Genomic DNA, 20,098 nt, shown 5'->3' with positions numbered 1-20,098 from the left:
CGCGGTCCTCAGTGCACCAGGCCGTTCTCGTGCGCGAACGCGACCAACTGCACGCGCGAGGTGAGCCCCAGCTTCTGCAGGATGCTGCGCATGTGGCTCTTCACCGTCGCCTCCGTTATGAACGCGGCCTGGCCTGCCTCGGCGTTGCTGAGCCCCCTCGCCGCCAGCACGAACACCTCCTTCTCGCGCGCGGAGAGTGCGGCGATCGCCTCGGTGCGCGCGCGTCGTGCGCCCGCCGCGCGGAACAGGGCGGCCGTCTCTTTCGGCGCGATCACGGCATGACCGGCGTGGACCGTGCGGACGGCGGCGATCAGGAACTCGGAGGTGGTGTCCTTCAGCACGAATCCGTCGGCACCGGCGCTGAGCGCCCTGGCGACCGCCTCGTCCCGCTCGAACGTCGTGAGCACGACGATCCTCGGAGCGTCCTCGCCCGTGACCGCCGCACGGATGCGCTCGGTCGCCGCGATCCCGTCGAGCACGGGCATCCGCAGGTCCATGAGCACCACGTCCGGGCGCTCCCGCACGACGAGCTCGACGCCGGACTCGCCGTCGTGGGCGGCCCCGGCGAACTCCAGGTCGGGCTGTGCCTCCAGGAGCATCGCGATGCCGGAGCTGAACAGTGGCTGGTCGTCGACCACGACGACGCGGATGCTCACGCGACGACCGCTTCTGCGGCGGGGATGTACGCCGTGACCAGGTACCCGCCCTCCGCCTCGTCCGGACCCGCGTCGAGCCAGCCTCCCGCGAGCCTGGCGCGTTCGCGCATCCCGTGGACCCCACGACCGCCCCGCTGTTCCGCTGTCGGCGACGATGCCGCGGGGGACGAGACGGAGATCGTGAGCCCGCCGCCCCGGGCGTCGAGCGCGACGCGGGCCGCCGTGGGAGAAGCCCCGTGCTTCAGGGCGTTCGTCAGCGCCTCCTGCACGATCCGGTACACCGCGAGCTCCTGGGTCGCCGTGAGCCCGGCCGGTTCGGCGAACCGCTCGACCGTCACCGCCAGCCCGGCAGCCCGCATGCGTTCGACCAGCGCATCGACGTCCGCCAGCGAGGGCGTCTCGGCGCCGTCGGGGTCCGAGACGAGCCCCTCGATCAGCATCCGCACCTCTGTGAGGGAGGACCGGGCGGCGTCCGCGATCGACACGAGCGAGGCCGACATCTGCTGGGGCCGCGCGTCCGCAAGCGCCCGGGCGCCGTCGGCCTGCGCGAGGATCACCGAGAGCGAGTGCGCCATGATGTCGTGCACGTCCTGGGCGATCCGCTCCCGTTCCCCGGCGACGATCGCTTCGGTCGTGGCCTCTTGCAGTTCGGCGGTGGTACGGGCGAGTTCGAGCTGCGCATCCCGGTTCCGCGTCCACGCGCCGATCAACGCCCCGATCAGCCAGGCCCCGGCGCTCGCGGCCGCGCAGAGGACGAAGAACATCGCTCGAGAGCCCATGTCTCCACGGCCGATTCCGACCCACCACGCGAGCAGTCCCGCCGTCGAGACCCCGGCGCCGACGGCGAAGGCGAAGGAGACGACCAGCATTCGCCCGCGAAGGCAGGAGGCGACAACGAGCGCGACGATGCCGAGCCCGACATAGACCAGCGGCTCGTCGAAGATCGCCGTGGGGAAGAGCAGCTGCCCGATGAGGACGGCAGTGGCGGCCGACATCGCCACAACCGGCTGTATGCGCGACAATCCGATCGCGACCGCGAGCAACAGGAGTGCAGCCCAGAACGGTACGACGCTGCGAACCAAGCCCGGACCGAGCTGGTGCCTTCCGACCTCGGCGACGGCCCAGAAGACGAAGAAGACGATGGCGACGGCGGGTTCGAAGAGCCAGCGGCTACGGTGGAGGAGCGAACTCATAGTGGTCACGCTAGAGCGACGAGCCGCACTCAGTGCGCGATCGGACTCGATTTCAGCCCCAGGGCGGAGCCGATCCCGCCCCAGGGCTGCCCCGGTTTGACCGCCCCGGGCGTGTCGCGTAGGATTGACCCTTGGTGTCCGCGCCTCCTGCGGTGCGACACGCGAACGTGAGCCCTCCACCGGCTTCGGTTCCCGCCTCGTCGAGACGCGAACCCCCATCGGAGTGGGATTCACGAACTCCTCCGTTCGATACAGAAAGCAGCCACTACTGTGACGCGCACTTACTCCCCGAAGGCAGACGAGATCCAGCGCGACTGGGTCATCATCGACGCGACCGACGTCGTGCTCGGCCGTCTCGCCAGCCACACCGCCGCGCTGCTGCGCGGCAAGCACAAGGCGACGTTCGCCCCCCACATGGACATGGGCGACTTCGTCATCATCGTCAACGCCGACAAGGTGGCCCTCACCGGCCAGAAGGCGGCGCAGAAGAAGGCCTACCGCCACTCGGGTTACCCGGGTGGCCTGAAGGCCACCACGTACTCCGAGCTCCTGGAGAAGAACCCGGTGCGCGCCGTCGAGAAGGCCGTGCGCGGGATGCTGCCGAAGAACTCGATCGGCCGCGCCCAGCTCCGCAAGCTGAAGGTCTACACCGGAAGCGAGCACCCGCACGCCGCCCAGCAGCCGAAGCAGTACACGCTCGGCCAGGTCGCTCAGTAAGCGATCCACGACCTTCACGACTGACTTAAGACAAAGGATTATCACCACCGTGGCGAAGATCGCAGACAGCATCGACTCGGCCCAGGTCGAGAACGTCGAGTCCTACTCGACCGAGACCCCGGCCAGCGAGGCCCCGGCCGCCCCGCGCGCCGTCCTCTCCGTCCCCGGCGCGGCCGTCGGCCGTCGCAAGGAGGCCATCGCGCGCGTGCGCCTGGTCCCGGGTTCCGGCACCATCACGGTCAACGGCCGTGAGTTCGCCGACTACTTCCCGAACAAGCTGCACCAGCAGCTGATCACCGACCCGTTCAAGGTCCTCGACCTCATCGGCGCCTACGACGTCGTCGCCCGCATCACCGGTGGCGGCCCCTCGGGCCAGGCCGGTGCTCTGCGTCTGGCGATCGCCCGCGCGCTGAACGAGATCGACCGCGAGAACAACCGTCCGACCCTCAAGAAGGCGGGCTTCCTGACCCGTGACGCCCGCGTCACCGAGCGCAAGAAGGCCGGTCTCAAGAAGGCCCGCAAGGCGTCGCAGTTCTCCAAGCGCTGACGCCCACCAGCGTCTAGGCTTCGGTCCATGCCTCGCCTCTTCGGAACCGACGGAGTCCGCGGACTCGCGAACGGTACGCTCACCGCCGACCTCGCGCTCGGCCTCGCTCAGTCAGCTGCTGCTGTGCTGACGCGAGGCCGCAGCGCCGAGGCTCGGCGCGCCGCGGGCAAGCGCCCGACGGCGATCGTCGCCCGTGACCCCAGGGTCTCGGGCGAGTTCCTCTCGGCCGCGGTCGCGGCCGGTCTCGCCAGCTCCGGCATCGACGTCTACGACGCGGGAGTGATCCCGACGCCGGCGACGGCCTTCCTGATTGCGGACTTCGACGCCGACTTCGGCGTCATGGTGTCTGCGTCGCACAACCCGGCGCCGGACAACGGCATCAAGATCTTCGCGCGCGGCGGCACCAAGCTGCCCGACGTGGTCGAGGACCGCATCGAGGAGCACCTCGACCTCGAGAAGCTGACCCCCACCGGCGCAGACGTCGGCCGCATCCGCCGCTTCGCGGACGCGGAGGACCGCTACGTCGTGCACTTGCTGGCGAGCCTCCCGCACCGCCTTGACGGCATCCACGTCGTGCTCGATTGCGCGCACGGCGCGGCAGCGGGCATCTCGCCGGAGGTGTTCACCGACGCGGGCGCCCGCGTGACCGTGATCGGCGACGCGCCGGACGGGATGAACATCAACGACGGCGTCGGCTCGACGCACCTCGACAAGCTGGCCGAGGCCGTCCTCGCCGCCGGCGCCGACGTCGGCATCGCCCACGACGGTGACGCGGACCGCTGCCTCGCGGTGGATGCGCACGGCAACATCGTCGACGGCGACCAGATCATGGCGATCCTCGCGGTCGGGATGAAGGAGCGCGGCAAGCTCACCGACGACACCCTCGTCGCCACCGTCATGAGCAACCTCGGGCTGAAGCTCGCCATGCGCGACAACGGCATCCGTGTCGTGGAGACCGCCGTCGGCGACCGCTACGTGCTCGAGGAGATGAACGACAAGGACTACGCCCTCGGCGGCGAGCAGTCCGGTCACGTCATCATGCGCGAGTTCGCCACCACCGGCGACGGCATCCTCACCGGTCTGCACCTGCTCAGCGAGATGGCCCGTCAGCGCAAGCCGCTGCACGAGCTCGCGAAGGTGATGACCGTCTACCCGCAGGTGATGGTGAACGTGAAGGGCGTCGACCACCACGCGGTGCACACCGACGAGCCGCTGCAGAAGGCGGTGCAGACCGCCGTCGCGGCCTTGGGCGACACCGGGCGCGTGCTGCTGCGCCCCTCCGGCACGGAGCCCCTGGTGCGCGTCATGGTCGAGGCCGCCGACCAGAGCACGGCCGAGCGCCTCGCCAATGAGCTGGCGGACGTGGTCCGCGAGCGCCTCACCGTCTGACGCGGCGGTACACCCCGTTCGAACGCCGGTCCCGGTTCCCCGGGGCCGGCGTTCGTCGTCAACGGGGCCGCTCGGCCGCCTTCCGGGCGGCGATGAAGTCCGACACCGAGTAGGCGCGCTCGCGGTCGGGGAGCATGCCGTCGCCGTAGAGTCCGCCGAGCAGCACGCTCGGGTCGGTGTCGAGGGCGGTGGCGAGCCGGACGATCGTGTGCAGTTCCGAGTTGGCCTCCCCGCGTTCGACGCGACCGTAGTTGGTCACGTGCATGTCCGCGAGGTTGGCGATGTCCTCCTGGCTCATCCCGAGCGCCAGACGCGCCTGTCGGATGCGCTGTCCGAACAGTTCCGCGGCACGCGAACGTGGTGTTGCCATGGCTCATGCCTACGGGATCCACGCACAGCGGACCAGAGACCAGGAACCGGAGTGCTTGCGGCCTGAGGCTCTTAGACCTCATGCCCGCGACCCTGCGCTCAGAGCTTGCGCAGCAGGACGGAGCTCACCGTGTGGTCGGCGTCCTTGCGCAGGACGAGCTTCGCGCGGGAGCGCGTCGGCCGGATGTTCTGCACCAGGTTCGGCTCATTGATCCGCGCCCAGATGGAGGCGGCGCGCGACCGTGCCTCCTCCTCGGTCAGGTCGGCGTAGCGGTGGAAGTACGACTTCGGGTTCGCGAATGCGCCGCGTTGCAGCTTGAGGAACCGCTCCTCGTACCAGTGCGCGATGTCCCGGGTGCGGGCGTCGACGTAGACGCTGAAGTCGAACAGGTCGCTGACGGCGAGACGGTTGCCGCCGCCGGCGGGCTGCAGCACGTTCAGGCCCTCCACGATGAGGACGTCCGGCTGGCGGACTACGATCTCGGCGTCCGGCACGATGTCGTAGCTGAGGTGCGAGTAGAACGGCGCCCGCACCTCCGGCGCCCCGCTCTTCACCGACGTCACGAACCGCAGCAGCGCACGCCGGTCGTACGACTCGGGGAAGCCCTTGCGCTCCATGAGGCCGCGGCGCTCGAGCTCGGCGTTCGGCAGCAGGAAGCCGTCGGTGGTGATCAGCTCCACGCGCGGGGTGTCGTCCCAGCGCGAGAGGAGCTCGCGGAGCAGGCGCGCGATGGTGGACTTGCCCACCGCCACCGACCCGGCGACGCCGATCACGAACGGGGTGCGCTCCGCGCGCTCCCCGAGGAAGTCGCTCGTCACCCGGTGCAGCTGCTTGGCGCCGCCGACGTACAGGTTGAGGAGACGGCTGAGCGGCAGGTAGACCTGCTCGACCTCGCGCATGTCGAGCGGGTCGCCGAGGCCGCGCAGCTGCACGATCTCGGTCTCCTGCAGCGGGAGGCGGGTGTTCCGTGCCAGCTCCGCCCAGTCCGAGCGGTTCAGCTCCACGAACGGGGTCGTCGAATCGCCGTTGCCTGAGGATCCGCCGCGGGCGGCGCCGTTCACAGCCATAGGCGACAAGTCTAGGGTGCGGGACACGTGGTTGCCCTCGGCGTCGACACGGCCCACGGCGCAAACTCCCAGTTCGCCCCACGTTACAATCGGGTGCATGTGTGGAATCGTGGGGTACGTCGGTACCGACAAGAGCCTCGAGGTGCTTCTCGGCGGCCTGAAGCGCCTGGAGTACCGGGGTTACGACTCGGCCGGCGTCGCCGTGATCGGTCCTGATGGCAGCCTCGGCACGGCCAAGAAGGCTGGCAAGCTCTCGGCGCTGACCGACGAGCTCGCCGAGAACGGCATCCCGAACGGCGGCACCGGCATCGGCCACACCCGCTGGGCGACCCACGGTGGCCCGACCGACCGCAACGCGCACCCGCACCTCGGCGACGAGGGCCGGCTCGCGGTCATCCACAACGGCATCATCGAGAACTTCGCGACTCTGAAGGACGAGCTCCTCGCCGACGGATTCGCCTTCGAGTCGGAGACCGACACCGAGGTCGCCGCCGTGCTGCTCGGCCGCGAGTACCGCGCCACCGGTGACCTGAGCGAGGCGTTCCAGCGCGTCGTCTCCCGCCTGGAAGGCGCGTTCACGCTGCTCGCCCTGCACCAGGACCAGCCGCACGTCGTCGTTGGCGCCCGCCGCAACTCGCCCCTGGTGATCGGCCTGGGCGACGGCGAGAACTTCCTCGGCTCGGACGTCGCCGCATTCGTCGAGCACACGCACCGCGCGCTCGCGATCGGCCAGGACCAGATCGTCACCATCACCCCCGACTCCGTCACGGTCACCGACTTCGACGGCGCCGCCGTCGAGGTGGAGCCGTTCGAGGTCGCGTGGGACGCCTCCGCCGCCGAGAAGGGCGGCTGGTCGTCGTTCATGGCCAAGGAGATCGCCGAGGAGCCGGACGCTGTCGCCAACACCCTGCGCGGGCGCTTCGCGGACGGCGCGGTGCACATCCCGGAGCTCGACGCCCTGGGCGAGGACTTCTTCACCGGCATCGACCGCATCACGATCGTCGCCTGCGGCACCGCCGCGTACGCCGGCCTGGTCGGCAGTTACGCCATCGAGAAGTGGGCGCGCGTCCCCGTCACCGTCGAGCTCAGCCACGAGTTCCGGTACCGCGAGCCGGTCATCACCGACGGCACGCTCGTCATCTCGATCAGCCAGTCCGGCGAGACCATGGACACGCTGATGGCCGTCAAGTACGCCCGCGAGGCCGGCGCAAAGGCCATCTCGATCTGCAACACCCAGGGCGCGACCATCCCGCGCGAGTCCGACGCCGCGCTGTACACGCACGCCGGCCCGGAGGTCGCCGTCGCCTCGACCAAGGCGTTCGTCGCCCAGATCACCGCGCTCTACCTGTTCGGCCTGCACCTGGCGCGCGTGCGCGGCAGCCTCACGCCGGCGCAGCAGCGCGACGCCATCGACGAGCTGCAGTCGGTCCCGGGCAAGATCGCGACCGTCCTCGAGGCGCACGACACGATCGCGCAGCTGGCGCACTGGATGTCGGACACCCGCTCCGTGCTCTTCCTCGGCCGCAACGTCGGCTACCCGATCGCACTGGAGGGTGCGCTCAAGCTCAAGGAGCTCGCGTACATCCACGCGGAGGGCTTCGCTGCAGGCGAGCTCAAGCACGGCCCGATCGCTCTCATCGAGCCCGGCCAGCCGGTCTTCGTCGTGGTGCCGAGCCCGCGCTGGTCGGACGAGATGCACAAGAAGGTCGTCTCCAACATCCAGGAGATCCGCGCCCGCGGCGCCCGCATCATCGCCATCGCCGAGGCCGGAGACGCCGCCGTGCTCCCGTTCGCGGACGAGGTCATCCGCATCCCGCTCGCCGCCCCGCTCTTCGAGCCGCTGCTGAGCGTCGTGCCGCTGCAGATCTTCGCGATGGAGCTCTCCGCCGCGAAGGGACTGGACGTGGACCAGCCGCGCAACCTGGCCAAGTCGGTCACGGTCGAGTAGGAGCCCTTCGTGATCGCGGGCATCGGGGTCGACGTCGTCGACCTGGCACGTTTCGCGCGATCACTGGAGCGGACGCCGCGCCTGCGGGAGCGGTTGTTCACCGAGGCGGAGCGCGCCCTGCCCGTCCACTCCCTCGCCGCGCGGTTCGCGGCGAAGGAAGCGCTGATCAAGGCGCTCGGAGGGTCGGAGGGCGTCCGCTGGCACGACATGGAGATCGTGCCCGACGAGGAGAGGAACCCGGGCTTCGTGCTGCACAAGGTGGTCGAGCGACAGGTGCGCGAGCGGGGGATCGCGCACATCCACGTCTCGATGTCGCACGATGCGGGCATCGCCACGGCGTTCGTGGTGACGGAGCGCGACTCGTGAGCGCGCCGAGCGCTCCCTTCCGCGAGATCGTCGTCGACCTGGATGCGGTGACCGCGAACGTCGCCCGCCTGCGCGAGCTGATCGGCACCGAGCACGTGATGGCCGTCGTCAAGGCGAACGCCTACGGCCACGGGGCGGTCGCGTGCGCCAGGGCGGCGCTCGCCGGCGGCGCGGACTGGCTCGGCGTCGCGGACCTGTCGGAGGCGATGGAGCTGCGCGCGGCAGGCATCGACGCGCCGGTGCTCGCGTGGCTGCACGATCCCGACGAGGACTTCGTGGACGCGGTCGCCGCCGGAGTGGACATCGGCGTCTCGTCGATCGCGCAGCTGGAGGCCGTCGCCGGAGCTGCCAGGGGCGACGTGCCGGCCCGGGTACAGATCAAACTGGAGACCGGGCTGAGCCGCAACGGTGTCGCCGCCGGGGACTGGGATACGACGTTCGTCCGTGCCCGCGAGCTGGAGCGGGCCGGCGCCCTGACCGTGCGCGGCATCTTCAGCCACGTCTCCAACGCGTCGCCGGATGACGACCGCGCGGCGATCGACGCCTATCGTGACGGACTGGCCAGGGCGGCGGCCGCCGGGCTGACGCCCGACCTGACCCACATCGCCGCGAGCGCGGCCGCGCTGAGCCTCCCGGAGTCGCGCTTCTCGATGGTGCGCCTCGGGATCGCCTCGTACGGCCTCAGCCCGTTCGGCGCCGAGTCCGCCGCCGAGCTCGGCCTCCGGCCGGCCATGACCCTGCGCGGCCGGGTCGCGGCGGTGCGGAGGGTGCAGGCGGGCACGGGCGTCTCGTACGACTACACGTACCGCACCGAGAAGGAGACGACGCTCGTGCTCGTGCCACTCGGCTACGCGGAGGGGATCCCTCGGCACGCGTCCGGGCGCGGCCCGGTCTCGATCGGCGGCGAGCGGTACCGGATCGCGGGCCGAGTTGCGATGGACCAGTTCGTCGTCGACGTCGGCGATGCGGATGTGGAGGTCGGCGACGAGGTCGTGCTGTTCGGCGACCCGGCGACCGGCGTCCCCGGCGCCGACGACTGGGCGGAGGCCGCGGACACCATCAATTACGAGATCGTGACGCGCCTGGGCGGGCGTCTGCGGCGCAGCTACCGTGGCGGTGCGGCGTGAGCGGCACGTCCGTCCGGGAGCTGTCGGTCGCCACCAGCGAGGACATGCACGCACTGGGTGTCGAGCTGGCCGGGATGCTCCGGCCGGGCGACCTCGTGATCCTGAACGGCCCGCTCGGCGCGGGCAAGACGACGCTCACGCGCGGCATCGGCGAAGGTCTTGGCGTGCGGGGCCCGGTGACGAGCCCGACCTTCGTGCTCGCGCGCAGCCACCCGAGCCTGACCGGCGGCGCGCCGCTCGTGCACGTGGACGCCTACCGCCTCGGCAGCGCACTCGAGCTCGACGATCTCGACATCGACTTCGCGCACTCGGTCGTCGTCGTGGAGTGGGGCAGCGGGATGCTCGACGGCGTCGCGGAGTCCTGGCTGGAGGTGGACATCGTCCGGCCCACCGGCGCGGATGCCTCGGACGCCGCGGCAGCCGACACGCGCGAGGACGACGACACCGGCACTGACCTCGGCGCGGGCGACGGCGTGGACGATGACCTCGACGCCGACGAGCCCCGCCGCGTCACGCTCACCGGCTACGGACCGCGCTGGTCCGATCCCGCTTAGGCTGGAATCATGCTCCTCGCCATCGACACCTCCGCCGGAACGAGCGTCGCCGTGGTCGACCGCGACGGCGGCGTCCTCTCCGAGGTGATCGAGACCGACACCATGCGGCACGCCGAGGTCGTCGGCTCGCTGATCGCAGAGGCGATGCGCCTCTCCGGGGTCGAGGTGGCCGCACTCTCCGGCGTGGTCGCCGGGATGGGCCCCGGGCCGTTCACCGGGCTGCGGGTCGGGATCGCCGCGGCCAAGGCGTTCGCGTTCGGCGCAGGCAAGCCTCTCGTCCCGGTCGTGAGCCACGACGCGGTCGCGTTCGAGCGCTACGCAGGCGGGCACACCGGCCCGCTGCTCGTCGTCACGGACGCACGACGCCGCGAGCGCTACTGGACGGCGTACTCCGGCGCCGACGAGGCGGGCCTCCCCGTCCGGCTCGACGGGCCCGGTCTCGGCAAGCCGGACGAGCTGCCGCACCGCGACATCCCGCGCTTCGACGCCGAGGCCGTCTCCGCGGGCCGGCTCGGGATGCTCGCCGAGCTGCGCTTCGCCGCCGGGCTGCCGTTCGAGAGGGACGAGCCGCTCTACCTCCGTTCCCCCGACGTCACGCTGTCCGCCGGCCCCAAGCGGGTGAGCGCGTGACGGCCGCGGGCGCTCGCCGCGTCTGGCAGCTGCGCCGCGCCTCCGCCGAGGACGTGCCCGCCATCATGGAGCTGGAGCGTGCGACCTTCGTGAACGACGCGTGGTCGGAGCGGTCGATGATCGCGGAGGTGACCGGCGAGCACGGTTACTACCTCGTCGCCTTCCCTCCGGAGGACCCGGAGACCATCGACGGTTACGCCGGCCTGCTCGCCCCGGCCGGGGCGGCGGAGGGAGACATCCAGACGATCGCCGTCGCGCCGGCCGCGCGCCGCCACGGCCTGGGGCGGGCGCTGATGCAGGCGCTGATCGGGGAGGCGAGGAAGCGCGGGGCGCGGGACGTCTTCCTCGAGGTGCGTGCCGACAACCCGAACGCCCAGACCCTGTACCGCACGCTCGGCTTCGAGGAGATCGGCGTGCGGCCGAAGTACTACCAGCCGGACGGCGTCGACGCGATCGTGATGCGCCTCGCCATCCCCTCGACGGAGACCACCCTGGCATGAACAGCACCGCATCCACCGACGCCGGCCCCCTGGTCCTCGGCATCGAGACCTCCTGCGACGAGACCGGCGTCGGGATCGTCCGCGGCACCACCCTGCTCGCGAACACGATCGCGTCGTCGATGGAGGAGCACGCGCGGTACGGCGGCGTCGTGCCCGAGGTCGCGGCGCGCGCCCACCTCGAGGCGCTCACTCCGACCCTCAAGACCGCCGTGGCGGACGCCGGGATCGAGCTGGCCGACGTGGACGCGATCGCCGTGACCAGCGGACCGGGGCTGTCCGGAGCTCTGATGGTGGGCGTCGGCGCCGCGAAGGCTCTCGCGCTCTCGCTCGGCAAGCCGCTGTACGCGGTGAACCACCTGGTCGGCCACGTCGGCGCGGACGTGCTCGACGCGAACGGCGGGCCCGGCCATCCCGTGGAGCTGCCGACGGTCGCCCTGCTGGTCTCCGGCGGTCACACCTCCCTGCTCCTGGTGCGGGACCTGGTGTCGGATGTCGAGCTGCTCGGCGAGACCATCGACGACGCTGCGGGCGAGGCCTTCGACAAGGTGGCGCGCGTGCTCGGCCTGCCGTACCCGGGCGGACCGGAGATCGACAGGGTCGCCGCCGACGGCGACCCGAACGCCATCCGCTTCCCGCGCGGCCTGACCAAGCCGAAGGACCTGGAGAGGCACCGCTACGACTTCTCCTTCTCCGGGCTCAAGACCGCGGTCGCGCGCTGGGTGGAGCAGCGGCAGGACGCCGGCGAGGAGGTGCCGATCGCCGACGTCGCCGCGTCCTTCCGCGAGGCGGTGGTGGATGTGCTCATCGGCAAGGCGATCGCCGCGTGCCTCGACCACGACGTTCCGCGACTGCTGCTCGGCGGCGGCGTCGTCGCCAACGCACGGGTGCGGCAGGTCGCCGTGCAGCGCGCGGCGGAGGCGGGCATCGAGCTGCGCATCCCCGCGCTGTCGCTCTGCACGGACAACGGCGCGATGATCGCCGCTCTCGGTGCCCAGCTCATCATGGCGGGGCACGCGCCGAGCGGGCTCGGCTTCGGAGCGGACTCGACCCTGCCGGTCACGGACATCCAGGTCGCCGGCTGATCCACCCGGATCCGTCACGCACCGACCCCGCTCGTTGACACGACCCTGAGCCGCTGCGACGATGGATGCGGTACAGCATCCTCTCAGGAATACGCCAGACAGAAGGAGATGGGCACGATGACCGATCCGAACGCACCCGCCGTCCCGCCGGAGCCGGAGGGGGAGAACGGGGCCGGGTCCGTCCCGCCCGCGGCTCCCGTCCCGCCCGCGGACACCCCGGCGACGCCTCCGGCGCCTCCCGTCCCGCCCGCGGCGCCGGACTACGGCCAGCAGCCGTACGGCCAGCAGCCGCAGCAGCCCTACGGCCAGCCGCAGCAGCCGTACGGTCAGCCGCAGCAGCCATACGGTCAGCAGCCGCAGCAGCCCTACGGCCAGCCCGCCTACGGGCAGCCGGCCCCCGGCTACGCCCAGCCGTATGCCACGCCGGCGCAGAAGTCGCCCATTCTGAGCATCCTGTCGCTCGTCGGCGGCATCGTCGGCATCGTGCTGAACTTCATCTGGGGCATCGGCTTCCTGTTCGGTGCCGCCGCGGTCGTCCTCGGCTTCCTGGGCCGCAGGAAGGAGCCGCAGGCGAAGGGCTTCTGGCTCACCGGCATCATCCTCGGCTTCATCGCCGTGGCGTTCGCGATCATCTACTGGATCGTCCTGGCGATCATCTTCGCGAGCTTCTCGGCGCACTACAGCACCTACTGAGGCACGCGCCGAGCGGAGTCAGATCCGCTCGGCGAGCAGAGCGGTGTGCCGCCCGGCGATCCTGGTCAGGATCAGGGTCGCCGAGCGGTCGCCGCTCAGCGAGAGACGTTTGCGCAGCGCGGCGGGGTCCACATCCACGCCGCGCTTCTTGATCTCCAGTGTGCCGACGCCGCGCGTGCGCAGCGCGCGGCGCAGCTCCTTCTCCTGGTACGGCAGCGTGTCCAGGATGCGGAATCCCGCGGCGAACGGCGTCGTCACCGCCTCGTCCGCGGTGATGTATGCGATCCCGTCGGCCAGCATCCTGCCGCCGATGCGCCGGGCGAGGTCGCCGATCAGCCGGGCGCGGATGACCGCGCCGTCCGGCTCGTAGACGTACTCGCCGAGCTCTCCGGTCCCGACGTCCTCGCTGTCCGCCTCGGCGGTCAGCTCGTGCGCGTCGTCGCCGCGGACCACGAGCGCGGCCCGGCGGATGCCCGGCCGGGCGAGCGCTCCGAACCACAGCCCGACCTCCACGACCTGCCCGTCGGCGGATACCCACTGCGCCTCGGCGGTGGACGGGATCAGGTCGCGGTCGAATCCGGGACCGAGCTTCAGCCCGACGGAGCGTCCGGTCGCCAGCTCGTAGGCGAAGCCGAGCGATGGCGTGTAGTCGTCCGGGTCGGTGAGCCGCTCGGTCTCGGTGTGCCCGGCGGTGCGGCGGGCGGGGTCGAGGAAGACGCCGTCGAACGAGCGCAGGTCGACATCCTCCGCGCGGCGGTGCTCGACCGTGGCGGTCGGGAACGGCGCCAGGTTGAAGGCGGCGATCGCGGCGGTGACCTCGTCGGCCTCCACCGCCGTCACCTCGAGTTCGAGGGCGGCCAGGGCGAGCGCGTCCCCGCCGATCCCGCAGCCGAGGTCAGCGACCCGCTCGAGCCCCGCGGCGCGGTAGCGGCCGGCGTGCCGGGCGGCGATGGGCAGCCGCGTCGCCTGTTCGAGACCCGCCTCGGTGAAGAGCATCCGGGAGGCGAACTCGCCGAATTTCGCCTGCGCCTTCTTGCGCAGCTTCGCCTGCGTCAGCACGGCAGCCACGAGCCCCGGGGAGTGGCCGGCCTTGCGGAGGTCGGAGACCATCCTCAGCACGTCCTTCTCGGTGCGATAGGGCGGCAGGGAGTCGAGCAGCCGGAGCCCTTCAGGGCTGAGCAGCTCGACCAGTTCGGACCTGTCCATGGCACTCACGCTACCTTCTGGCACTCACGTTGCGGGACTGCTAACGCACCCTCTAGACTCATCGTTAGCACTCTCACCACGAGTTTGCTAACCCAGCGTTTCGCTCAAAAGACTGCGTTAACCAAAGAAAGAGGGTCAACCGTGTCGGTCTCCATCAAGCCGCTCGAAGATCGCATCGTCATCAAGCAGGTCGAGGCTGAGCAGACCACTGCTTCCGGTCTGGTCATCCCCGACACCGCCAAGGAGAAGCCCCAGGAGGGCGAGGTCGTGGCCGTCGGTCCCGGCCGCATCGACGACAACGGCAACCGCGTGCCGCTCGACGTCGCCGTCGGCGACAAGGTGATCTACTCGAAGTACGGCGGCACCGAGGTCAAGTTCGGCGGCGAGGACTTCCTCGTCCTCTCGGCTCGCGACGTGCTCGCGGTCGTGGTCCGCTGACCTGCTGACTCTTCGCACGAAGGCCCGGATGCGTGATGCATCCGGGCCTTCGTCATGCTGCGGCGCGCCCGGCGGATGTCGGCACAGCGGAGTAGTGTCGTGGGAGTGTCACAGCCCCTCACCGAGCACCGCAAGTCCGGACTGATCTACGCCATCTCGGCCTACGTGCTGTGGGGCATCCTGCCGATCTACTTCCTCTCCCTGGTGCCGGCGTCGGCGTGGGAGATCGTGGCCTGGCGCGTCATCTTCTCGCTCGCCTTCTGTGCGATCGCGCTGACGGTGACGCGCACCTGGCGGGCGTTCGGCGCTCTGCTGCGCGACCGTCGCGTCGTCCTGACGATGGGCCTCGCCGGGGCGCTCATCTACGTGAACTGGCAGACCTATGTCCTGGCCACCGTGAGCGGTCACGTCGTTGAGGCCGCGCTCGGCTACTTCATCAACCCGATCGTCACCGTCTTCCTGGGGGTGATCGTGCAGCGGGAGCGGCTGCGGATCGCCCAGTGGGTCGCGGTCGGCGTCAGCGTCGTCGCGGTGATCGTGCTTGCCGTCGGGTACGGGCAGGTGCCCTGGATCGCGCTCATCCTCGCGTTCTCGTTCGGCTTCTACGGCCTCATCAAGAAGCGCGTCGGAGGCCGGGTGGACGCCGTCTCCGGTCTCACCCTGGAGACGATGTGGCTCACCCCGGTCGCCGTCGTGCAGCTGATCGTCGTCGCGGTGACCGCCGGGCTCACCATCGGCACCGAGGGGCCGTGGCACGCGGTGCTTCTGGTCGGCGCCGGCGTCATCACCGCCGTCCCTCTGCTGTTCTTCGCCTCCGCCTCGCGCCGGCTGCCGCTGGTCTACATGGGCTTCATCCAGTACTTCGCGCCGTTCATCCAGTTCCTCGTCGGCGTCGACATCCTCCACGAGGCGATGCCGCCGGAGCGCTGGGTCGGCTTCGGCATCGTCTGGCTCGCCCTTCTCATCCTCAGCGTCGACATGATCGTGGCGGCGCACCAGGGCCGCAGGCAGGCCGAACTGGACCTCGCGACGGTGGACTGACGAACCTCGGAATACGCCCCCAGCTTCTGCCGTTACCATGAGACATCCACACTTGCGGCGACTCTAGATAGGGGTGAAATGGATCAGGCGGATCCGTTCGGATTCATCGGTTTGACCTACGACGACGTCATGCTCCTTCCCGGGTACACGGACGTCATCCCGAGCGAGGTTGACACCTCGACGCGCCTGACCAAGCGCATCACCATGGCCACCCCGCTGCTCTCCAGCGCGATGGACACCGTCACCGAGTCGCGCATGGCCGTCGCCATGGCGCGCCAGGGCGGCATCGGCATCCTGCACCGCAACCTCTCGATCGAGGACCAGGCGTCGCACGTCGACAAGGTGAAGCGGTCCGAGTCGGGGATGATCACGAATCCCGTGACCACGACGTCGGACGCCACCGTCGAAGAGGTGGACACGCTGTGCGGCCAGTTCCGCGTCTCCGGCCTCCCGGTGGTCGAGGCCGACGGCACCCTGGTCGGCATCATCACCAACCGCGACATGCGCTTCGTCTCCCCCTTCGAGCGCTCCACGACGCTCGTGCGCGACGTGATGACCCGCCAGCCGCTCATCACCGCGCCGGTCGGCATCGACCCGGATTCGGCCGTCGCGATCTTCGCCGAGCACAAGATCGAGAAGCTGCCGCTGGTGGATGCGGACGGCAAGCTCCGCGGCCTCATCACGGTCAAGGACTTCGACAAGAGCGAGAAGTACCCCAACGCCACCAAGGACGAGGAGGGCCGGCTCCGCGTCGGCGCAGCCGTCGGTTTCTTCGGCGACGGCTGGGAGCGCGCGATGACCCTCATCGACGCGGGCGTCGACGTCATCGTCGTCGACACCGCGAACGGCGAGAGCCGCGGGGTTCTCGACATCATCAGCCGGCTCAAGCACGAGCCCCGCGCCTCGCACGTCGACGTGATCGGCGGCCAGGCGGCGACGCGCTCCGGCGCCCAGGCGCTCATCGACGCCGGTGCGGACGCGATCAAGGTCGGTGTCGGCCCCGGCTCCATCTGCACCACCCGCGTCGTCGCCGGTGTCGGCGTCCCGCAGGTGACCGCGGTGTACGAGTCGTCGCTCGCCGCCCGCCCGGCCGGTGTCCCGCTGATCGCCGACGGCGGTCTGCAGTACTCGGGCGACATCGCCAAGGCGCTCGTCGCCGGGGCGGACACCGTCATGCTCGGCTCGCTGCTCGCCGGGACCGCGGAGTCGCCGGGCGACCTGGTCTTCGTCAACGGCAAGCAGTTCAAGAACTACCGCGGGATGGGCTCGCTCGGCGCGATGCAGACCCGCGGCAAGAAGACCTCGTACTCGCGCGACCGCTACTTCCAGGCGGACGTCCCGAGCGACGAGCAGCTCATCGCCGAGGGCATCGAGGGCCAGGTGCCCTACCGCGGCCCGCTCTCCGCGGTCGCGTACCAGCTGCTCGGCGGGCTGCGTCAGTCGATGTTCTACGTGGGCGCTCGCACCATCCCGGAGCTGAAGGAGCGCGGCAAGTTCGTGCGCATCACCCCGGCCGGGCTCAAGGAGTCGCACCCGCACGACGTCCAGATGGTCGTCGAGGCGCCGAACTACCGGCACTGAGGGTTACTCGCCGAAACCGCCGTCCACGTTCCCGTGGGCGGCGGTTTCGTCTATCCTGGAAGGCTTTGTCCGCTTTCCAGGTCAGGATCCGCTCATGGGCCACATCGACGTCTCCGGTGTCTCGTACACCCTCGCCGACGGTCGACCTCTTCTCGACGACGTCTCGTTCCGGGTCGGCGACGGCCGCATCTCCGCGCTGATCGGCGCGAACGGGGCGGGCAAGTCGACGCTGCTGCGGATCATCCGCGGCGAGCTGAAGCCGGATTCGGGGTCGGTGGTGATCGACGGCGGCCTCGGGGTCATGGACCAGTTCGTCGGCCACGTGCGCGACGACCGCACCGTGCGCGACCTGCTCGTTCAGGTCGCGCCCACGGCGGTGCGCGCGGCCGCCGAGCGCCTCGCCGCGGCCGAGGAGGCGATCATCGAGCGGGACGAGACGGACACGCAGCTGCGCTACGCCACCGCGCTCGCCGAGTACGCCGACGCCGGCGGCTACGACCAGGAGGTTCTCTGGGACCACTGCACGGTCGCCGCGCTCGGTATCCCGTTCGAGCGCGCCCAGTACCGATCGGTGCGCACCCTCTCCGGCGGTGAGCAGAAGCGGCTCGTGCTGGAGGCGTTGCTGCGCGGACCAGAGCAGGTGCTCCTGCTCGACGAGCCGGACAACTACCTGGACGTGCCGGGCAAGCGCTGGCTGGAGGAGCAGCTGCGCGCGACGCCGAAGACCGTGCTCCTGGTCTCCCACGACCGCGAACTGCTCGCCCGGGCGGCCGATCGCATCGTCACGCTGGAACTCGGCGCGGCGGGGAACACGACCTGGACGCACGGCGGTGGCTTCGACGGCTACCACGCCGCCCGCGAGGAGCGGATGGCCAGGCTCGAGGAGCTGCGCCGGCGCTGGGACGAGGAGCACGCGAAGCTGAAGGCGCTGGTCCTGCGCTTCAAGGAGAAGGCGAAGTACAACAGCGACCTCGCCTCCGCCTACCAGGCCGCCCAGACCCGGCTGTCGAAGTTCGAGGAGGCGGGGCCGCCGCAGGAACGCCCGCGCGAGCAGAACGTGCGGATGCGGCTGACGGGCTCCCGAACGGGCAGGCGTGTGCTCGAGTGCAGGCGCCTCGAGCTGACCGGCCTGATGCGGCCGTTCGACGCCGAGATCTGGTTCGGCGAGCGGATCGCGGTGCTCGGATCCAACGGCTCCGGCAAGTCGCACTTCCTGCGGCTGCTCGCGGCCGGAGGGACCGACCCCGACCCGTCGGCGGGTCATCTCGCCTCCGCCGACGTGGCGGGGGCTCCCGTGCCGCACACCGGCGTCGCGAAGCTCGGCGCGCGCGTGGCCCCCGGCCTGTTCGCGCAGGCGCACGAGCATCCCGAGCTCGTCGGCCGCACGCTTCTGGACATCCTGCACCGTGGCGACGACCGGCGCGACGGCATGCCGCGGGAGGCGGCCAGCCGGGTGCTCGACCGCTACGGTCTCGCCGCGTCAGCCGAGCAGACGTTCGAGTCGCTGTCGGGCGGCCAGCAGGCGCGGCTGCAGATCCTGCTGCTCGAGCTCTCCGGAGCGACCCTGCTGCTGCTCGACGAGCCGACGGACAACCTCGACCTCGTCTCGGCGGAGGCGCTGGAGGAGGGACTGGCCGGCTTCGAGGGGACGGTCGTCGCCGTCACCCACGACCGCTGGTTCGCGCGCGGCTTCGACCGCTTCCTCGTCTTCGGCGCCGATGGCGACGTGTACGAGTCGGACGAGCCGGTGTGGGACGAGAAGCGGGTCGCGCGGGCGCGGTGACGCTCCCGGCGGACGCCGCCGGGTGGGCCCCGCGATGCCCGGGTCATAGACTGAAGTGGTGAGCATGGAGATTGAGATCGGCCGCGCCAAGCGCGCCCGCCGCGTGTACGCCTTCGACGACGTCGCCGTGGTGCCCAGCCGCCGCACGCGCGACCCCGAGGACGTCTCGGTCTCCTGGACGATCGACGCGTACCAGTTCGCCATCCCCGTCATCGCGGCCCCGATGGACTCCGTCGTCTCCCCGACGACGGCCATCATGATGGGCCAGCTCGGCGGCCTCGGCGTGCTCGACCTCGAGGGTCTGTGGACCCGCTACGAGGACCCGGAGCCGCTGCTGGCCGAGATCCGCGAGCTGCCGGCCGAGCGCGCGACCCGCCGGATGCAGGAGATCTACGCCGAGCCGATCAAGCCGGAGCTGGTCACGAAGCGTCTCGCGGAGATCCGCGAGGGCGGCGTCACCGTCGCCGGTGCGCTCTCGCCCCAGCGCACCCAGGAGCTGTACCAGACGGTCGTGGAGGCGGGCGTCGACCTGTTCGTCATCCGCGGGACGACCGTCTCGGCCGAGCACGTCTCCAAAAACGTGGAGCCGCTCAACCTCAAGAAGTTCATCTACGAGCTCGACGTCCCCGTGATCGTTGGCGGCGCCGCGACCTATACCGCCGCCCTGCACCTGATGCGGACTGGCGCAGCGGGCGTGCTCGTCGGTTTCGGCGGCGGCGCGGCGTCCACCACCCGCTCCACCCTCGGCATCCACGCCCCGATGGCGACCGCGGTCGCCGACGTGGCGGGCGCACGCCGCGACTACATGGACGAGTCCGGCGGCCGCTACGTGCACGTCATCGCCGACGGCGGCCTCGGCAGCTCGGGCGACATCGTCAAGGCGATCGCCTGCGGCGCGGACGCGGTGATGCTGGGCTCGACGCTTGCCCGCGCGACCGACGCCCCCGGCGGCGGCTGGCACTGGGGCGCGGAGGCGCACCACCCGCACCTGCCGCGCGGCAACCGCGTGCAGGTCGGCCAGGTGGCACCGCTGGAGGAGATCCTGTACGGCCCCGCACCGGTGGCAGAGGGGTCTGCGAATCTGGTGGGAGCCCTGCGCCGGAGCATGGCGACCACGGGATACTCGGACCTGAAGGAGTTCCAGCGCGTCGAGGTGGTCGTCGCGCCCTATCAGACGCACTAGGTCTCGGCCGACGGCGGCCGGGGAGGA

General features: G+C 70.7%; 21 protein-coding genes. 16 read left to right on the top strand and 5 right to left on the bottom strand.

From position 1 onward, the window contains the following. Nucleotides 1-8 precede the first annotated feature (8 nt). Both AAME72_RS02440 and AAME72_RS02435 read right to left on the bottom strand, forming a co-directional pair. Complete coding sequence (locus AAME72_RS02440) at nt 9-656, bottom strand: response regulator transcription factor (protein ID WP_348788664.1); 648 nt, start codon at nt 654-656, stop codon at nt 9-11. Beyond that, on the bottom strand, nt 653-1,849 hold the full coding sequence (locus tag AAME72_RS02435) for a histidine kinase (protein ID WP_348788663.1): 1,197 nt from the start codon (nt 1,847-1,849) through the stop codon (nt 653-655). The genes AAME72_RS02440 and AAME72_RS02435 overlap by 4 nt, the downstream gene beginning before the upstream one ends. A 270-nt stretch (nt 1,850-2,119) precedes the next feature. Between AAME72_RS02435 and rplM the strand changes: the two genes are divergently transcribed. Genes rplM through glmM form a run of 3 tightly spaced genes read left to right on the top strand, consistent with a single transcriptional unit; the run spans nt 2,120 to nt 4,502 of the window. Continuing rightward, nucleotides 2,120-2,566, top strand: a complete 447-nt coding sequence (gene rplM, locus AAME72_RS02430; RefSeq protein ID WP_348788662.1) for a 50S ribosomal protein L13 — start codon at nt 2,120-2,122, stop codon at nt 2,564-2,566. 49 nt (nt 2,567-2,615) lie between these two features. Next, nucleotides 2,616-3,113, top strand: a complete 498-nt coding sequence (rpsI, locus tag AAME72_RS02425; protein ID WP_314146790.1) for a 30S ribosomal protein S9 — start codon at nt 2,616-2,618, stop codon at nt 3,111-3,113. Between the two features lie 27 nt (nt 3,114-3,140). Further along, nucleotides 3,141-4,502, top strand: coding sequence for a phosphoglucosamine mutase (glmM, locus tag AAME72_RS02420; RefSeq protein WP_348788661.1), 1,362 nt, complete (start codon nt 3,141-3,143; stop codon nt 4,500-4,502). Nucleotides 4,503-4,560: 58 nt separating this feature from the next. Here glmM and AAME72_RS02415 read toward each other — a convergent pair whose 3' ends face one another. After that, nucleotides 4,561-4,872, bottom strand: a complete 312-nt coding sequence (locus tag AAME72_RS02415) for a helix-turn-helix transcriptional regulator (RefSeq protein ID WP_348788660.1) — start codon at nt 4,870-4,872, stop codon at nt 4,561-4,563. A gap of 98 nt (nt 4,873-4,970) precedes the next feature. Next, nucleotides 4,971-5,939 carry a type I pantothenate kinase gene (coaA, locus tag AAME72_RS02410; protein ID WP_348788659.1) on the bottom strand — a complete coding sequence of 323 codons (969 nt, stop codon included), beginning with the start codon at nt 5,937-5,939 and terminating at the stop codon, nt 4,971-4,973. Between the two features lie 97 nt (nt 5,940-6,036). Between coaA and glmS the strand changes: the two genes are divergently transcribed. From glmS to AAME72_RS02370, 8 genes are all read left to right on the top strand, one after another. Then, complete coding sequence (gene glmS / locus AAME72_RS02405; RefSeq protein ID WP_348788658.1) at nt 6,037-7,887, top strand: glutamine--fructose-6-phosphate transaminase (isomerizing); 1,851 nt, start codon at nt 6,037-6,039, stop codon at nt 7,885-7,887. A 9-nt stretch (nt 7,888-7,896) separates the two neighbouring features. Continuing rightward, nucleotides 7,897-8,253, top strand: a complete 357-nt coding sequence (locus AAME72_RS02400; protein ID WP_348788657.1) for a holo-ACP synthase — start codon at nt 7,897-7,899, stop codon at nt 8,251-8,253. Further along, complete coding sequence (alr, locus tag AAME72_RS02395; RefSeq protein ID WP_348788656.1) at nt 8,250-9,380, top strand: alanine racemase; 1,131 nt, start codon at nt 8,250-8,252, stop codon at nt 9,378-9,380. The genes AAME72_RS02400 and alr overlap by 4 nt, the downstream gene beginning before the upstream one ends. A 44-nt stretch (nt 9,381-9,424) precedes the next feature. Further along, entirely contained in the window at nt 9,425-9,934 is a 510-nt protein-coding gene (gene tsaE, locus AAME72_RS02390) for a tRNA (adenosine(37)-N6)-threonylcarbamoyltransferase complex ATPase subunit type 1 TsaE (RefSeq protein ID WP_348790197.1), read from the top strand. A 9-nt stretch (nt 9,935-9,943) separates the two neighbouring features. Next, nucleotides 9,944-10,564, top strand: coding sequence for a tRNA (adenosine(37)-N6)-threonylcarbamoyltransferase complex dimerization subunit type 1 TsaB (gene tsaB / locus AAME72_RS02385; RefSeq protein ID WP_348788655.1), 621 nt, complete (start codon nt 9,944-9,946; stop codon nt 10,562-10,564). Nucleotides 10,565-10,629: 65 nt separating this feature from the next. Beyond that, complete coding sequence (gene rimI / locus AAME72_RS02380; RefSeq protein ID WP_348790196.1) at nt 10,630-11,064, top strand: ribosomal protein S18-alanine N-acetyltransferase; 435 nt, start codon at nt 10,630-10,632, stop codon at nt 11,062-11,064. Then, the gene (gene tsaD, locus AAME72_RS02375) at nt 11,061-12,146 is read left to right on the top strand and encodes a tRNA (adenosine(37)-N6)-threonylcarbamoyltransferase complex transferase subunit TsaD (RefSeq protein ID WP_348788654.1); all 1,086 of its coding nucleotides are present in this window, start codon (nt 11,061-11,063) and stop codon (nt 12,144-12,146) included. Before rimI ends, tsaD begins: the two co-directional genes overlap by 4 nt. A 117-nt stretch (nt 12,147-12,263) precedes the next feature. Further along, nucleotides 12,264-12,839 carry a DUF4190 domain-containing protein gene (locus tag AAME72_RS02370; RefSeq protein ID WP_348788653.1) on the top strand — a complete coding sequence of 192 codons (576 nt, stop codon included), beginning with the start codon at nt 12,264-12,266 and terminating at the stop codon, nt 12,837-12,839. Nucleotides 12,840-12,857: 18 nt separating this feature from the next. Here AAME72_RS02370 and AAME72_RS02365 read toward each other — a convergent pair whose 3' ends face one another. Next, nucleotides 12,858-14,045, bottom strand: a complete 1,188-nt coding sequence (locus AAME72_RS02365) for a class I SAM-dependent methyltransferase (protein ID WP_348788652.1) — start codon at nt 14,043-14,045, stop codon at nt 12,858-12,860. A 141-nt stretch (nt 14,046-14,186) separates the two neighbouring features. Between AAME72_RS02365 and groES the strand changes: the two genes are divergently transcribed. The 5 genes from groES (at nt 14,187) to AAME72_RS02340 (ending at nt 20,071) form a co-directional block, all read left to right on the top strand. After that, complete coding sequence (groES, locus tag AAME72_RS02360) at nt 14,187-14,483, top strand: co-chaperone GroES (RefSeq protein WP_022889766.1); 297 nt, start codon at nt 14,187-14,189, stop codon at nt 14,481-14,483. A 105-nt stretch (nt 14,484-14,588) separates the two neighbouring features. Beyond that, complete coding sequence (gene rarD, locus AAME72_RS02355; RefSeq protein WP_348788651.1) at nt 14,589-15,524, top strand: EamA family transporter RarD; 936 nt, start codon at nt 14,589-14,591, stop codon at nt 15,522-15,524. 78 nt (nt 15,525-15,602) lie between these two features. Continuing rightward, a complete protein-coding gene (gene guaB, locus AAME72_RS02350) occupies nt 15,603-17,105 on the top strand; it encodes an IMP dehydrogenase (protein WP_348788650.1) in 1,503 nt (500 codons plus the stop codon). A 94-nt stretch (nt 17,106-17,199) separates the two neighbouring features. Beyond that, nucleotides 17,200-18,888 carry an ATP-binding cassette domain-containing protein gene (locus AAME72_RS02345; RefSeq protein WP_348788649.1) on the top strand — a complete coding sequence of 563 codons (1,689 nt, stop codon included), beginning with the start codon at nt 17,200-17,202 and terminating at the stop codon, nt 18,886-18,888. Between the two features lie 64 nt (nt 18,889-18,952). Further along, a complete protein-coding gene (locus AAME72_RS02340) occupies nt 18,953-20,071 on the top strand; it encodes a GuaB3 family IMP dehydrogenase-related protein (RefSeq protein WP_348790195.1) in 1,119 nt (372 codons plus the stop codon). The last annotated feature ends 27 nt before the right edge of the window (nt 20,072-20,098 follow it).

Source organism: Leifsonia sp. NPDC080035 (assembly GCF_040050925.1).
In the GTDB taxonomy this organism is placed as follows: domain Bacteria; phylum Actinomycetota; class Actinomycetes; order Actinomycetales; family Microbacteriaceae; genus Leifsonia.
Note: the sequence above shows the minus strand (reverse complement) of the source record. Positions and strands in the feature narration are given on the sequence as shown.